Origin of the sequence: Rhizobium sp. AQ_MP (assembly GCF_014237835.1) — a bacterium.
GTDB lineage: Bacteria > Pseudomonadota > Alphaproteobacteria > Rhizobiales > Rhizobiaceae > Allorhizobium.
Map to the genome: position 1 here is coordinate 333,093 of NZ_JACJVI010000002.1, position 15,355 is coordinate 348,447.

Sequence of the window (15,355 nt, forward strand, 5' to 3'; positions counted from 1 at the left end):
TGTGCGAGAACCACTTGAGCAAGGCCCCGCATGGGGCCTTCGCCTTTCAAGAGCAGTGGAAAGCCGGAAGCCGAGGTTTTCAGGGACTAGCCGGAGCTTGAGGGGCTCTCGGTCTCGGGAAAGGGTCGATAACGATATCCGGCTCGAAAGACGGGTTGCGCAGGTCTTCCGGCGGCGCGAAGCCCGGTTCTTCGAGCAGGAAACGTCCATCCACCCAGCCCCAGATACGAGGGAGATCAACGGTGGCAACACGGCACCAATAGCCGCCGCGGCTATCCCTGCAGGACAGGCGCTCGATCGGCGTGCCCTCGTCGAGCGCGTGGATGATGCGGAAATTGGGGCCGGCACCGGAATAGACGGGGAGGCGTTGGCCGGGCGGTAGGCCCCTGACATGCCAGAGATAGCTATCCGTCATCAGGCCGCCGCCACCAAGGTCGGGCGCAGGGATGACCTGCGGCTGCTGGGCGCTGGCGGGCGCGGGGAAGAGTGGTGCTGCAGACATGAGGAATGCGGTGACGACGGTCGTGGTCGCGTAACGTCTGCTGAGCCTTTCATCCGTCCGGGTGCCGCGCATATTGTTCTCCTGATTCCGCATCATGATACGGAGGAGGCAGGCATGGTGCCACTGGTTTGATCCGTCAGGGTAAACACGCCTTTCCGGCCAATGAGCCAAGCAATTCCTATGCCTGGCTCATTGATCGAACTTCGAGCTGATCAATGCGCGATCATCACGTGGCGGACGGTCGTGTAGTCCTCCAGCGAGTAGAGCGACAGATCCTTGCCGTAGCCGGACTGTTTCATGCCGCCATGCGGCATCTCATTGCAGAGCATGAAGTGGGTGTTGATCCAGGTGCAGCCGTAACGCAGTTTGGCGGCGGTCTGCATGGCGCGGGAGATGTCCTTGGTCCAGACGGAGGAGGCAAGGCCATAATCGCTGTCGTTTGCCCAGGCGACTGCCTGCTCTGCTTCCGTAAAGCGGGTCACGGAAACGACTGGGCCGAAGACTTCGCGACGGACGATTTCGTCGTCCTGGGTCGCGCCGGCAATGACCGTCGGGGTGTAGAAAAAGCCCTTGTCGGAGCCTAGCTTGCCGCCGGCGACCACCTCCATATGCTTGTGTTCGGCAGCGCGCGTGACGAAGCTTTCGACGCGGTCGCGCTGGCGCTTGGAAATCAGCGGGCCGATCTCGTTTTCGGCGTCGTCGGCCTGGTTGAACTTGATGGTCGAGACGGCGCTTGCCAGATCCGCGACGAAGCGGTCGTAGATCTTGTCGCTCGCGTAGATACGGCAGGCGGCGGTGCAGTCCTGGCCGGCGTTGTAGTAGCCGAAGGTGCGAATGGCGGAGACGGCGGCCTCGATCTCGGCATCGTCATGGATGATGACGGGCGCCTTGCCACCGAGCTCGAGATGGGTGCGCTTGACGGTCTTGGCCGCTGCGGTCAGGACCTTCTTGCCGGTCGCGATGTCGCCGGTGATCGACACCATCGAAATCTTCGGGTGGTTGATCAGCGCGTTGCCGACACTTTCGCCGCGGCCGAGTACGACGTTGATGACGCCTTCGGGCAGGATGTCTGCCATGACCTTGGCGAGCTTGAGGGCCGTCAGCGGCGTCTGTTCGGAGGGCTTGAAAACGATGGTGTTGCCGCCGGCAAGCGCCGGTGCCAGCTTCCAGGCCATCATCATCAGCGGGTAGTTCCAGGGCGCGATCGAGCCGATGACGCCCACGGCATCGCGGCGGATCATCGAGGTGAAGCCCGGCAGGTATTCGCCTGCAACCGGGGCCTGCAGCGTGCGGATTGCGCCGGCGAAGAAGCGGTAGCAGTCCACCACCGCCGGAATTTCATCATTGAGAACGGCGTTGATCGGCTTGCCGCAGTTGAGGCTTTCAAGCGCTGCAAAAGCGGCCGCGTCCTTTTCGATCGCATCGGCAATGGCGAGCAGATAGCCAGCGCGCTGGCCCGGTGTCGTCTGCGACCAGGAAACGAAGGCGCCTTCGGCGGCGTCGACCGCTGCTTCAACCTGGGCAAGCGAGGCTTCCGGAAGATCGACGATGACATCGCCGGTCTTGGGATTGAGGATCTTTTCGTCCGTCTCTGTGCCGGCTTCGAACTTGGCGCCGATCAGCATCTGGGTGTCCATGTCGTTCTCCCTTTTATCAGACTTCGATTTGCGAGACCGCGCGGCTTTCGCCGCAGGGTTCCGGGGGTTCATTTGCCGCTGCCCGCGATCTGGTCGGTATCACGGGTCAGATAGTAGGCCGCCAGGATCGGCAGGAACGTGACGATCACCACGACCATGGCGACCACATTGGTGACCGGGCGCTGGCGCGGTCGGATCAATTCTTCCAGCATCCAGATCGGCAGGGTCGACTGCTGGCCGGCGGTAAAGGTGGTGACGATGACCTCGTCGAAGGAGAGCGCGAAGGCGAGCATGCCGCCGGCGAGAAGGGCTGTCGCGATGTTCGGCAGGATCACATGGCGGAAGGTCTGGAAACCATCCGCGCCAAGATCCATCGAAGCCTCGATCAGCGAGCCGGAGGTGCGACGGAAACGGGCCACCGCATTGTTGTAGACAACGACGACGCAGAAGGTGGCGTGGCCGAGGATGATCGTCCAGAAGGAGAAGGGGATCTCCGCCAGCGAAAAGGCCGAGCGCAGTGCAATGCCGGTGATGATGCCGGGCAGCGCGATCGGCAGGATCACGAGCAACGAAATGACTTCGCGACCGAAGAACTTGGTGCGGGCCACTGCGGCGGCAGCAAGGGTGCCGAGGACAAGGGCGATGACCGTGGCGATGCTGGCGACCTTGACCGAGAGTGTCAGCGCTTCCCAGATATCCGGCCGGTTCCAGGCGACGGCGAACCACTTGGTGGTGAAGCCCGGCGGTGGCCACTGGAAGCTCTTTTCCTCCGTGGTGAAGGCATAGACGAAGATCAGCAGGATCGGCAGGTGCAGGAAGGCGAGGCCGGCGCCGGCGGCAATCTTCAAGGACAGGCCTGATGACTGGGAGCGGTCAGAGCGCATCGAAGGCCCCCATGCGTTTGGCGATGGTGAGATAAATGCCCATGATGACGATCGGCACGACCGAGAAGGCGGCGGCAAGAGGGATGTTGCCGGCGGTGCCCTGCTGGGCATAGACGGCCTGACCAATGAAGAGCCTAGAGGTGCCGACGATCTGCGGGATGATGTAATCGCCCATGGTGAGCGAGAAGGTGAAGATCGAGCCGGCGACAATGCCGGGCAGTGCCAGCGGAAAGAGTACATGCCGGAAGGTCTGGCGGGAATCGGCGCCGAGGTCGCCTGATGCTTCGATCAGGTTTCCGGGTACGCGTTCAAGGGCTGCCTGGATCGGCAGGATCATGAAGGGCAGCCAGACATAGACGAAGACGATGAAGGTGCCGAGATAGCTGATCGACAGGGAGTTGCCGCCGATGACCGGGATGGCGAGCAGCCCGTCGAGAAGCCAGGTCAGGTGCAGCTTCTCGAAGATCCAGGTGAGGATGCCTTCCTTGGCGAGGATCAGCTTCCAGGCATAGACCTTGACGAGATAGCTCGACCAGAGCGGCAGCATGATGCCGAGATAGAAGACGGCCTTCCAGCGGCCCTTGGCATAACGCGCAGCGTAGTAGGCTATCGGGAAGGCGATGACGGCGGAGGCGAGGGTGACTGCAGCCGACATCAGCAGCGTGCGCAGGATGATGTCGAAATTTGCCGGGCGCAGAAGTTCGCCATAGGTCGCGAGCGTGAACTCGTAGTTGATCAGCCCGGAGAATTCGTCGATCGAGAATAAGCTCTGCAAGAGGAGCGCCACCAGCGAGCCGACATAGATGATGCCGAGCCAGAGCAGGGGCGGCACCAGCATCAGAACCAGCAGCAGGTTGGGCCTCCGCCAGAACAGATCCGAGAGCCGCCCCATCAGGCCCTGACGGCCAGGGGTGATGGCGGGTGCGGAGGTAGCGGTCATGCGGCCTCCTCCATGTAATGCAGGTCGGAAGTCGACCAGGCGATGCGGATGCTCTCGCCAGCCTGCGGCGCCGACTCGCCGGCAGGGAGTGAGACGGTAAGGGCGGTCACTGCGGTCTCGACGAAGAGCTTGGTCGAAGCGCCGAGGAAGCTGGTCGAGCGCACGGTTGCCTCGACGCGGCCTTCCGAAACGATGCGGATCGCTTCGGGGCGAAGGCTCGTCCAGCGGGCCTCACCGCCCAGCGCCTTCATCGCGTCCGGCGCGATCACATTCGAAGAGCCGACGAAATCGGCAACGAAGCGGGTGCGGGGGCGGTTGTAGATCTCGTGCGGGGTTCCGGCCTGAACGATCCTGCCGTCGTTGAAGACGGCGACACGGTCGGCCATGGAGAGCGCCTCGCCCTGATCATGGGTGACGAAGACGAAAGTTATGCCGAGCGAGCGCTGCAGGCTTTTCAGCTCCTCCTGCATCTGTTCGCGCAGTTTCAGGTCCAGCGCGCCGAGCGGTTCGTCGAGGAGGAGCACCTTGGGCTTGTTGACCAAAGCTCGGGCGAGCGCCACGCGCTGCCGCTGGCCGCCGGAGAGCTGGCCGGGCTTGCGGGCGCCATAGCCGGGGAGCTTGACCATCTCCAGGGCCTTTTCAGCTTCGCGGTGACGCTCGGCCTTGGCCACGCCCTTGACCATCAGGCCATAGGCGACGTTGTCGAGAATGTTCAGGTGCGGGAAGAGGGCGTAGTCCTGGAACACCGTGTTGACGTTGCGGCGATAGGGCGGCACGCCCTCGGCGGTCTCGCCGAAGATCTCGATGTGGCCAGCCGTCGGCTGTTCGAAGCCGGCGATCAGACGGAGGCAGGTCGTCTTGCCGGAGCCGGAGGGGCCGAGCATGGCGAAGAATTCGCCTGGCTCGACCCTCAGGTCGACGGCATCGACGGCTTTCACGCTGCCGAAATGGCGCGAGACCTTCGAGAAGGAGACGGCTGCGGACATTGGGACTCCAGTTTTGATCAATGGCCCCTCATCCGCCTGCCGGCACCTTCTCCCCGCAGGCGGGGAGAAGGGCGTGCTTCCGCCGGCCCCGCAAAGCGTCGGCTGGCAGCAATCAGAGCGGTGGCTTCGGGGCAAGTCCCCTCTCCCCGTTCACGGGGAGAGGGTTAGGGTGAGGGGCAAATGCCCCGGTTACGAGATCAACGTCCGCCGATCACGCCGATGTAGTCGGAAACCCAGCGGTGGTAGGGGACGCACTCGCCCTGGCTCTCGCATTTGGAAACCGGGGTCTTCCAGAACTTGATCTTGTCGAAGTTGTCGAAGCCGTTGCGGGTGCAGCCTTCGTCGGTCAGGAGCGCATTGCCCTTGCAGGCGGCCGGTACGGACGGAACCGTGCCGAACCAGGCGGAGACGTCACCCTGGACCTTCGGCGAGAGCGAGTGCTCCATCCACATATAGGCGCAGTTCGGGTGCTCGCTGTCGACATGCAGCATGGTCGTGTCGGCCCAGCCGGTGACGCCTTCCTTCGGGAAGACGGAGGCGATCGGCTGGTCGGCCTTCAGCAGGTTGACCTGGAAGGGCCAGGAGCCGGAGGCAACCACGCCTTCGTTCTTGAAGTCGTCGATCTGAATGAAGGCGTCGTGCCAGTAGCGGCTGACGAGCTGGCGCTGGCCGCGCAAGAGGTCAAGCGCTGCCTTGTACTGGTCTTCGTTCAGCTCGAAGGGGTCCTTGATGCCGAGTTCCGGCTTGTGGAACATCAGGTAGTTGGCGGCATCGGCCACATGGATCGGACCGTCATAGGCCTGGACGCGGCCCTTGTTGGACTTGCCGTCAGCGAGCGTCATCTCTTCGAAGACGACGTTCCAGCTGTCTGGGGCTTTGTCGCCGAAGGCCTTGGTGTTGTACATCAGGACGTTCGGGCCCCAGACGTAAGGCGTGCCGTAATGAACGCCGTCCTTGGTGTGCCACGGAGCGTTCTGCAGGCGTTCGTCGATCGTGCTCCAGGAGGGGATGAGCGCGGTGTTGATCGGCTGGACGCGCTTGCCGGCGACGAGGCGCAGCGAGGCGTCGCCCGAGGCGGTGACGAGGTCGAAGCCGCCTTCGTTCATCAGGGCGACCATTTCGTCCGATGTGGCGGCTGTCTTCACCGAGACCATGCAGCCGGTCTTTTTCTCGAATTCGGTGACCCAGTCGAAATTCTTGTCGGTTTCGCCGCGCTCGATATAGCCGGCCCAGGCAACGATGGACAGCGCGCCTTCGCCCGGTCCCAGTTCCTTCAGGGGCTCCTGGGCGACGGCTGCAGAGGTAAAGCTCAGGACGGTGGCAAGGACAGTGCAAGACTTCAGAAGAGATTTCATCGCGAGGTCTCCCGGTTGTGAGGGTCGTTTTTCCGTGACCCTTATTGTTCCCGGAACAAAAATTGCCGCGAATTTACTGCATTCGCAAATTCATTCGTCAGAATGCCGGTATCGGAATTTCCGATGGCGAGCTACTCTAGCGAATACGCCCACTCCGGCTCGCCTCGGCGATCCCCACGAAATCCCGCGCGGATTGCGGCAGGCTCGAGCCCTTGCGCCAGACCATGCCGACCTGCACCACAGGCAGGGCGCCTGACACATCGCGACTTTCGATCCGGTCGCCTTCCAGCGACCAGGGGCGGTAGACGAGGTCGGGCAGAAGCGCCACGCCGGCACCGGTCGCGACCAGGCTGCGGACGGCTTCGACCGATCGGGTGCGGAAGGCGACATGCGGGCGGGCGCCCAGCGCCGAGAGGAGTTTGCCGGTATTCTCCTCGATTTCGTCCACCGTCAGCATGATCAGCGGCTCGCGGGCGATATCCTGCACGGAGATGATATCGGCTGATACCAGCGGGTGGCCGATGGGCAGCCAGAGGCGGTAGGGTGAGGTTTCCAGGATCTCGGCCTGCAGCGCCAGTCGGTCGCGCAGGTTGGAGATGACCATGACCGCGACATCGAGTTCACCACCAATCAGCAGATGTTCGAGATAGGAGCCGTTGTCCTCGATGGCGGAGACCTCGACGCCCGGGCAGGCGCGGCGATAGCGGGCGAGAAGATCCGACAGCACGTAACCGGCGACGAGTGAGGTAACGCCGATGTTGAGCGTGCCGCCGGTGCTGTTCTGGGTTTCCGTGAAGACGTTGCGGGCATCCGAGACGTCGGCGAGGATCTTCGTCGCGTGGCGTAGGAACTGATGGCCGTTATACGTGATTGTCAGGCCGCGCGGGTGGCGCTCGAAGAGTTCGACGCCGAGATCGCCCTCCAGTTCCTTGATCGCCTCGGTGACCGAAGACTGCGAGATCGACAGGTTCTGGGCCGCACGCGTCACCGATCCCTGTTCGGCGACGGCAACGAAATACTGCAATTGGCGGAATGTGAAGGCCATGGCTCTTTCAAGCATGCCACCCGATCCGAGGCAAGGCGGTGCAGCGCTGACCCAAGAGGTTGTCAGGTTGCAGGGCAGGTGTGCAAAACTGCACTGGTCAAGTGCCGGTCAAGGTGTAGGATTGCGCTGCCCGCGCCGTTGGTTCGTCCACGGATACTCTCTCGTGCAAAGCCCTCTTCGCCCCATGAAATCGACGCCGCTCGGCTATCTCTTCACCTTTCTCGCCTTTTCCGTTTTCGCGATCCAGGACGGCCTTTCGAAGCATCTGGGCGAGACCCATTCGCCGGTGCAGGTCGCCATGGTGCGCTACTGGGCCTTCGTTGCCTTCGCGCTGTTTCTGGCGATGCGATCGAGCGGGGGCTTGCGGGTCGCGGTCAACACCAAACGCCCGTTCCTGCAGATCCTGCGCGGGCTGCTGCTCTTCACCCAGATCCTTGTCTCGATCGTCGCCTTCACCAAGGTTGGACTTGCCCAGAGCCAGGCGATCTTCGCGGCCGGGCCGATCTTCGTGGCTCTTCTCTCCATGCCTATCCTCGGGGAAACGGTAGGCTGGCGGCGTTGGACGGCGATCGTGTTCGGTCTCGTCGGTGTGGTGATCATGCTTGCGCCCACCGGCGACGGCTTCAATGCCTACATCTGGCTGCCGTTGATGTGCGCCATCATGGGCGCGATCTATGGCATCGCCACGCGTCTCGTCAGCCGGGATGATCAGCCGTCGACCAGCTTCTTTTATCTCGCCATCGTCGGCTTCCTCGGGTCCAACCTGCTCGGGCCGTTCTTCTGGACACCGTTTACGCCCGCCGGCTGGGGCCTGATGCTCGGTCTCTGCTGCACCGGCATCGTCGGGCATCTGGCGCTGATCAAGGCTTATGAAAACCTCGACGCCGTGATCGTCCAGCCCATCTCCTACTGGCAATTGGTGCTCGGGGCCATGATTGCGGTCACCGTGTTTGGCGAAGTGCTGCGCTGGAATACGGTGGTCGGCGCGATCATCGTGGTTGGCGCCGGGCTCTTCACCGTCTGGCGGGAATGGGTGGTGTCGCGTCGGGCACGGCGGGCCGAGGAAGAGGCACGCGGCTAGGCGCTCGCTTCCGTCGTCCGGTTGCGGATCTGCCCGATCAGGAACGTCACGATGAAGATGCCGCTCATGATCAGCACGATTGTCGGGGCGGGCGCGCTGTCGATGAAGAAGCTCAGATAGATGCCAGCCAACGAGGACGATACGGCGACCGCGACCGCCGTCATCAGCATGGCGCCGTAACGTTTCGTCAGCAGGAAGGCGATGGCGCCGGGGGCGACCAGCATGGCGACCGAAAGGATGATGCCGACGGCCTTCAGGGCGCCGACGACGACGAGCGAAAGCACCGCCAGCTGACCATAATGCAGGAGCCGGACCGACAGGCCGATGGCACGGGCGTGCTGCGGGTCAAAGGCATGGACCAGCAGGTCTTTACGCAGCACGATGAGGAAGAGCGTGGCCAAGAGGGCGATGAGGCCTGTCTCGATCAGGTCCGAGGGCAGGAGGCCCAGCATGTCGCCGAAGAGAATGTGGTCGAGATGCACGGAACTCTCGACCTGTACATAGAGAACAAGTCCCAAGCCGAACATGCCGGAGAAGACGATGCCGAGTACCGTGTCTTCCTTGATGCGGCTGTTCTCCTTGATGAAGCCGGTCAGGAGCGCGCAGACGAGGCCGGCGACGAAGGCTCCGACGGCCAGCGGAATGCCGGCGATATAGGCGATCACGACGCCAGGCAGTACGGCATGCGAGACGGCGTCGCCCATGAGCGACCAGCCCTTCAAAACCAAAAGGCAGGAGAGAAGCGCCATCGGCACTGCGATCATCAGCGTGACGATGAAGGCCGACTGCATGAACGGAAGCTGAAAGGGCAGCAGTGCGAGTTCGAGGGTTTCGCTCATGCCGGGCGCTCCTCGGGAAGGCGCTGGGGCTCTATCGACTTCGCAGCGGGGTCAGTTGCCAGGGCTTCACGAGCACGACCACGGGCGGCGAGAACACCGTGTTTGGGCGCAAAGAGGAAGGCCAGGAGGAAGATCACCGTCTGCAGGACGACGATGATGCCGCCGGTGGCGCCGTCGAGGAAGTAGCTGGCATAAGCGCCTATGAAGCTGGTGCCAGCGCCGATGCCGAGCGCCAGCAGGATCAGGCGCTGGAAGCGGTCGGTCAGGAGATAGGCGGTGGCGCCAGGGGTCACAACCATGGCGATGACGAGGAAGGCGCCGACCGTCTGCATGGCGGCGACGGTCGAGGCGGCGAGCAGGGTGAAGAACATAACCTTCAGCGCATCGGGTCTGAGGCCGATCGAGCGGGCATGGTTTTCGTCGAAGAAGGTCACCATCAGGTCCTTCCACTTCAGCGTCAGCACGAGAAGGCTGATGCCGCCGATCAGGATCAGCTGCAGCGTGTCTGCCGGCGAGATGGCGAGAATATTGCCCAGCACGATGGTCTTGATGTCGATCGAGACCGGCGAGATCGACACCATGAACAGGCCGAGGCCGAAGAAAGAGGTGAAGATCAGTCCGATGATCGCGTCCTCCTTCAGCTTGGTGCGCTGGTTGAGGAAGAGGATGGCCAGCGCCGCAAGTCCGCCGGACAGGAAGGCACCGAAAGCGAAGGGCAGGCCGAGCATGTAGGCGCCGGCAACGCCCGGCACGATGGCATGGGAGAGCGCGTCGCCGATCAGCGACCAGCCCTTCAGCATCAGATAGGCAGAGAGGAAGCCGCAGACGCCACCGACCAGCGCAGACACGAAAATGGCGTTGCGCATGTAGTCATAGGTGAAGGGCTCAACCAGGGTCGCGAGCATCGGCAGCTCCCGGTTTCGGCTGGCCATAGATGACGAAGGGACGCTCGTCATCCGTGATGACGGTGACTTCGCGGCCGTCGTCATCGTCATGCAGATCGCGACCGGCAAGCACGAAGTGACGCAGCGCGCCGCCAAAGGCGGTCTTGAGGTTGCCTTCGGTAAACGTATCCTCGGTCTTGCCGGAGGCGATCACCGTTCCCTTGACGAAGATGGTTCGGTCGCAGAAATCCGGCACGCTGCCGAGATTGTGGGTCGAGACCAGCATCACGCGGCCCTCGGCGCGCAGGTCCTTCATCAAGCCGATGATCTGTTCCTCTGTGGTCACATCGACGCCGGTGAAGGGTTCGTCGAGCAGGATGACCTGCCCTTCCTGGGCAAGCGCGCGGGCGAGGAAGACACGCTTGCGCTGGCCGCCGGAGAGTTCGCCGATCTGGCGCTTGCGATAGTCGTTCATTCCGACCCGGGACAGCGCTTCATCGACGAGCTGATGATCGCGTTTCGAGGGGATGCGCAGGAAGTTCATGTGCCCGTAGCGGCCCATCATTACGACGTCCTCGACGAGAACTGGGAAGTTCCAGTCGACCTCTTCTGCCTGGGGGACGTAAGCGACGAGGTTCTTCTTGAGGGCTTCCCGCACGCTCATGCCGAGCACGCGGATCTCGCCTGCCGCGACGGGCACGAAGCCCATGATGGCCTTGAAAAGCGTCGACTTGCCGGCGCCGTTGACGCCGACAAGAGCTGTGATCGTTCCGGGAGGGATGGCGAAGCTCGCATGGCGCAGGGCCGTGTGGCCGTTGCGATAGGTGACCGTCACATCCTCTGCGGCGATCCCCTCTCGACTACGTCTCGTCCCCGATCCCATGATCATCCGGCAAATCCCTTCACGATGGTCGAGACCGTCACCTTCAGGAGATCCAGATAGGTCGGGACCGGACCGTCAGGCTCGCTCAGCGAATCCACATACAGGATGCCGCCGTAGCGTGCCCCGGTTTCGGCTGCGACCTGCTGGGCCGGCTTGTCGGAGACAGTGCTCTCGGAAAATACGACGGGGATCTTGTTTTCGATCACCTGGTCGACAACCGCCTTCACTTGCTGGGGCGTGCCCTGGCTGTCGGCATTGATCGGCCAGAGATAGAGTTCCTGCATGCCGAGATCGCGGGCCAGATAGGAGAAGGCGCCTTCGCTGGTGACGAGAAAGCGCTCGTTCTCCGGGATCTTGGCGATCTCCGCCTTCATCGGTTCGATTTCGGCGCTGATCTTCTGCGAATAGGTGCGGGCATTGGCCTCGTAGATCGCGGCATTGGCGGGATCGATATCGGTCAGCGCCTTCCGGATGTTCTCGACATAGATGAGCGCATTCTCCGGCGACATCCAGGCATGCGGGTTCGGCTTGCCGTCATAGGCGCCGCCGGCAATGCTGATCGGCTCGACGCCATCGCTGACGGTCACGGTCGGCACATCGCCGAGATTGGCGAGGAATTTCTCGAACCAGGCTTCAAGGTTGAGACCGTTGCGCAGGACGAGATCGGCGTCACGGGCCTTGAGGATATCGCGCGGTGTCGGCTGGTAGCCGTGGATTTCCGCACCCGGCTTGGTGATGCTTTCCACGGTTGCGGCGTCACCGGCGACGTTCTGTGCAATGTCGGCAATCACCGTGAAGGTGGTGACGACCTTCGGCTTGTCGTCGGCAAGGGCTATCCCCGGCAGCATGAGCGCCAGGGCGAAAAGACGGCAGGCAAGCTTAAAGACCATGGTCCATTCCTGTTCTTGCAAGTCATTCGCATTAAAATCTATAGCGCTTCCTGCCTTTGTCAACGCTTTTGCAAATCATTTGCAAAAAGCCCCACCCGGAAGTGTGCCGGAACTGGAATTGCGGGGTTAAAGGTTCCGCAAGGAGAGGGGCGTATGGTGGTCCTCAGTATTGCGTAAACGGTCGGGACAGTGTCATGGCGGAGTTGCAAGCGTGAAGGTGCCCAAGATCCACCTTTCACGAAAGCTCATGCTGATTGCAGGCGGGGTTCTCGTCGCCCTCGGCGGCACGGGTGCCGCTGCCGTCTATATCGGCGCCGACAAGCTGCTCGGACCGTCCTATGCCGAGCTCAACGGGCTCGAATGCACCGAAGTGAAGACGGTCGAGATCCAGAAGAAGGATCGCTTCTGGGTGCGCAAGTTCATCACCACCAATGAACCCGGCGACGGTCTTGCACGTGTCAAGACGGCGCTGCGAGTGGCGAAAACCCTGCATGAAACGAAGAAGGCCGACCTCGTGCAGGTCGTGGTGCTCGACGCGAACGGCCCGAAGGACCGGTCGGGCATGCGCGGTCGTGCCGTTGGAGCCGATGTCATCTATGTGCCCGATCCGAGCCATGTGCCAGAAGATGTCAGCGCACGGGTGCTGACCGCCCGCTACATCGACGGATCGGCCGCTGCAAATGGTGAGTTTTTTGGCGAGCGCGTGGACATGCTGGAAGACGATATCCAGGCGCTCGTTGCCAAGTTGAATGATCAGACCGACTGCGTGAAGCCCGAGGTCGTGGTGCCGGAAGGCGAGGGACATGGCGGGAAAGCTGCCGAAGGGCATGGCGAGGCACCCGCGCACGGGGCCGACGGCGGCCACGGCGAAAAGCCTGCAGACGGACATGGCAAGGCGGATGCGCATGGCGAGGCCCAGGGCGGGCATGGCGAAGCACCGGCGGACGGCCATGGCGACGCTCCAGCCGGCGAGCATGGCGGAGAAACACCCGTTGCCGAACACGGCGCGGAAGAGAGCAAGGGCTGGATGGCCTCGCTGATGGGCATGGTGGGTCTTGGCGGGCACGAGGCACCGGCTGATGGCCACGCTGCTCCGGCGGACGGCCATGCCGCGCCTGCCGATGGTCACGGTGCAGTAGCGGAGGGCCACGAGGCACCGGCAGATGATCATGCGGAACCCGCAGCCGTTGCGCATGGCGATGCTGGCCACGAGGCTTCCACAGATCACGCGGCCGGCGATCCTGCTACACATGGCGAGGCGCCTGCAGCCGAGGATGCGGCGCATGCTGCACCGGTCGCCCATGATGCCGAACCGGCTCCCCACGCGAACGAGAAACAGGTCGTCGTCAAGGACACTGCCCATGCGGGCGCGACAGATGGCCACGAAGCATCCGGCGACCAGGCAGTCGGCCATGAGGCCGCAGCAGCCGAGGCGCCAACTGACGCAGCGCCGCCGGAGGACGAGGGCTGGTTCTCCTCGCTGAAGTCCATGGTTGGGCTTGGCGGCTCTGAGGAAGAGGCGCCCGTCGATCAGGCTTCGGCCGGCGCGAAGCCGGAAGGCGGTTCCGAGGGCACGGCAAGCGCCGATCATGGTGCCGCATGGCTCGAGAAGATGCGCGCTCAGCCGATCAAGCCCGATACGAACAGCGCCGCGACGCCAGCTGCCAAACCGGAAGAGCATGGGGCAGCTACCGATGCCCATAGCCCGGCGGAGGACGAGGCGCTTCTGCCGCTGAAGTCTAAGGCCAAGGGCGACGAGCACGCCAAGGCCGATCACTGACAGGCAAGGCTTCTGGCCTCGATGACCGGAATGGGTTTGCCGGTCAAAAGATCCCTGAAACGAGAAAGCCCCAGCCTTGCGGCCGAGGCTTGTCGATTTGAAGGAAGAATTCTTCCTCAGTCGGCCTTGTTGCGGCGCGCCGGGAAGAGGATGACGTCGCGGATCGACGGGGCGTTGGTGAGCAACATGATCAGGCGGTCGACGCCGATGCCGAGGCCGCCGGCGGGCGGCATGCCCTGGTCGATCGCATCGAGGAATTCGTCGTCCAGCTGCTTGTCCTTTTCGCCGCGCGAATGGGCCTGTTCGAGCTGCTCGACCATGCGCTTGCGCTGCTCTTCGGGGTCGTTCAGTTCGGAGAAAGCGTTGCCGACTTCCCAAGCGTTGCAATAGGTCTCGAAACGCTCGACAAGGCGCGGCTCGCCTGGCACTTCCTTGGCAAAGGGCGAGATGTCCTTGGGGAAATGCGTGACGTGGCTTGGCTGGATCAGCGTGCCCTCGACCTTCTCTTCGAAGATGAAGGCCAGGCATTCGCCCCAGGTCCAGTCCTTCTCGACGGCAAAGCCGGCGGCCTTGGCGGCGGTGCGGGCTTCCTCGTCTGTCTTCATCGCCAGGAAGTCGATGCCGGTCGCTTCCTTGACGGCCTCGGGCATCGGTACGCGCTTGAACGGACCCTTGAAGGACAGCGTCTTGTCGCCATAGACGACGTCGGTCGAGCCGTGGATGGCGACCGCGAGGCTTTCGAACAGGCGCTCGACGAGGCCCATGACGTCCTCGTAGTCGGCATAGGCCCAGTAGCATTCCATCATGGTGAATTCGGGATTGTGGCGGGTCGACACACCTTCGTTGCGGAAGTTGCGGTTGACTTCGAACACCTTGTCGGCAAGGCCCGACACCAGGGTACGCTTGAGGAACAGTTCCGGCGCGATGCGCAGATACATGTCCATCTTCAGCGTGTTGTGGAAGGTCTTGAACGGATCGGCGGTGGCGCCGCCATAGACGGTCTGCAGCATCGGCGTCTCGACTTCGAGGAAACCTTCGCCTTCCATGAAGCGGCGCAGACCGGAGATGATCTTCGAGCGCTGCAGGAAGCGGAGCTTGGAATCCTCGTTGGTGAGGATGTCGAGATGGCGCTTGCGGTAGCGCAGCTCGATGTCGGCGAGACCGTGATACTTCTCCGGCATGGGCAGAAGCGTCTTGGTCAGCATGGTGATTTCATGGGCGTTGATGGTCAGCTCGCCGCGCTTGGTGCGGCGGACCTGGCCCTTGACGCCGATGATGTCGCCAAGGTCGATCATCGGCAGAAGCGCGCGGGCTTCTTCCGGCGTGGTGTCCTTGTGGGAGAAGATCTGGATCTTGCCCGAGGCGTCATGGATGTCCATGAACATGCCGGAATTGCGCGAGGAATAGACGCGGCCGGCAACGGTGACGATGTCTTCCGATTCCTGATCCGGCTCGAGACCCGCGTATTTCTCGGCGAATTCCGCATTGGTCAGCGTGCGGTGGAAATGCGCCGGATAGACGTCTCCGACCGTCTTGCGCAGCTGGTCGAGCTTCTGGCGGCGGACCTCGGTCGGGTCGGAGGAAAGGGCGGTTTCGGTCTTCTGTTCGGTCATCGTGTGTTTGCCTTTTGCGGCTGTGTTCGTTTCAGT

At 62.8% G+C, this 15,355-nt stretch carries 14 protein-coding genes; 2 read left to right on the plus strand and 12 right to left on the minus strand.

The genetic code is table 11. The features are described from left to right. Positions 1-79 precede the first annotated feature (79 nt). The 7 genes from H6M51_RS04710 to H6M51_RS04740 all read right to left on the minus strand — a co-directional run bounded on the left by H6M51_RS04710 (position 80) and on the right by H6M51_RS04740 (position 7,349). Positions 80-574: an SH3 domain-containing protein gene (locus H6M51_RS04710; protein WP_246780398.1), complete on the minus strand. Its 495-nt coding sequence runs from the start codon at positions 572-574 to the stop codon at positions 80-82. A gap of 140 nt (positions 575-714) precedes the next feature. Then, positions 715-2,139 carry a gamma-aminobutyraldehyde dehydrogenase gene (locus tag H6M51_RS04715; protein WP_185808729.1) on the minus strand — a complete coding sequence of 475 codons (1,425 nt, stop codon included), beginning with the start codon at positions 2,137-2,139 and terminating at the stop codon, positions 715-717. A gap of 68 nt (positions 2,140-2,207) precedes the next feature. Continuing rightward, a complete protein-coding gene (locus H6M51_RS04720) occupies positions 2,208-3,023 on the minus strand; it encodes an ABC transporter permease (protein WP_185808730.1) in 816 nt (271 codons plus the stop codon). Beyond that, entirely contained in the window at positions 3,013-3,963 is a 951-nt protein-coding gene (locus tag H6M51_RS04725) for an ABC transporter permease (protein WP_185808731.1), read from the minus strand. The genes H6M51_RS04720 and H6M51_RS04725 overlap by 11 nt, the downstream gene beginning before the upstream one ends. Then, the gene (locus H6M51_RS04730; protein WP_185808732.1) at positions 3,960-4,949 is read right to left on the minus strand and encodes an ABC transporter ATP-binding protein; all 990 of its coding nucleotides are present in this window, start codon (positions 4,947-4,949) and stop codon (positions 3,960-3,962) included. The genes H6M51_RS04725 and H6M51_RS04730 overlap by 4 nt, the downstream gene beginning before the upstream one ends. Before the next feature lie 197 nt (positions 4,950-5,146). Beyond that, the gene (locus H6M51_RS04735; RefSeq protein ID WP_185808733.1) at positions 5,147-6,304 is read right to left on the minus strand and encodes an ABC transporter substrate-binding protein; all 1,158 of its coding nucleotides are present in this window, start codon (positions 6,302-6,304) and stop codon (positions 5,147-5,149) included. A 136-nt stretch (positions 6,305-6,440) separates the two neighbouring features. Continuing rightward, a complete protein-coding gene (locus H6M51_RS04740; protein ID WP_185808734.1) occupies positions 6,441-7,349 on the minus strand; it encodes a LysR family transcriptional regulator in 909 nt (302 codons plus the stop codon). Positions 7,350-7,533: 184 nt separating this feature from the next. On the opposite strand from H6M51_RS04740, the gene H6M51_RS04745 reads away from it, so the two are divergent. Then, positions 7,534-8,430, plus strand: coding sequence for a DMT family transporter (locus H6M51_RS04745; protein ID WP_185808938.1), 897 nt, complete (start codon positions 7,534-7,536; stop codon positions 8,428-8,430). On the opposite strand, the gene H6M51_RS04750 is transcribed toward H6M51_RS04745, so the two are convergent. The 4 genes from H6M51_RS04750 to H6M51_RS04765 are packed head-to-tail and all read right to left on the minus strand — an operon-like array spanning position 8,427 to position 11,926. Further along, positions 8,427-9,269: a metal ABC transporter permease gene (locus H6M51_RS04750; RefSeq protein WP_185808735.1), complete on the minus strand. Its 843-nt coding sequence runs from the start codon at positions 9,267-9,269 to the stop codon at positions 8,427-8,429. The genes H6M51_RS04745 and H6M51_RS04750 overlap by 4 nt on opposite strands. Next, the gene (locus tag H6M51_RS04755) at positions 9,266-10,174 is read right to left on the minus strand and encodes a metal ABC transporter permease (protein WP_185808736.1); all 909 of its coding nucleotides are present in this window, start codon (positions 10,172-10,174) and stop codon (positions 9,266-9,268) included. Before H6M51_RS04755 ends, H6M51_RS04750 begins: the two co-directional genes overlap by 4 nt. Next, on the minus strand, positions 10,155-11,042 hold the full coding sequence (locus H6M51_RS04760; RefSeq protein ID WP_407073553.1) for a manganese/iron ABC transporter ATP-binding protein: 888 nt from the start codon (positions 11,040-11,042) through the stop codon (positions 10,155-10,157). The genes H6M51_RS04755 and H6M51_RS04760 overlap by 20 nt, the downstream gene beginning before the upstream one ends. Beyond that, positions 11,039-11,926 (minus strand): metal ABC transporter substrate-binding protein, encoded by an 888-nt coding sequence (locus H6M51_RS04765; RefSeq protein ID WP_185808737.1) that lies wholly within the window; start codon positions 11,924-11,926, stop codon positions 11,039-11,041. Before H6M51_RS04765 ends, H6M51_RS04760 begins: the two co-directional genes overlap by 4 nt. Positions 11,927-12,137: 211 nt before the next feature. Here H6M51_RS04765 and H6M51_RS04770 point away from each other — a divergent pair, with 211 nt between their 5' ends. After that, entirely contained in the window at positions 12,138-13,706 is a 1,569-nt protein-coding gene (locus tag H6M51_RS04770) for a hypothetical protein (RefSeq protein ID WP_185808738.1), read from the plus strand. Positions 13,707-13,822: 116 nt separating this feature from the next. Here H6M51_RS04770 and lysS read toward each other — a convergent pair whose 3' ends face one another. After that, positions 13,823-15,319, minus strand: coding sequence for a lysine--tRNA ligase (lysS, locus tag H6M51_RS04775; RefSeq protein WP_185808739.1), 1,497 nt, complete (start codon positions 15,317-15,319; stop codon positions 13,823-13,825). Between the last annotated feature and the right edge of the window lie 36 nt (positions 15,320-15,355).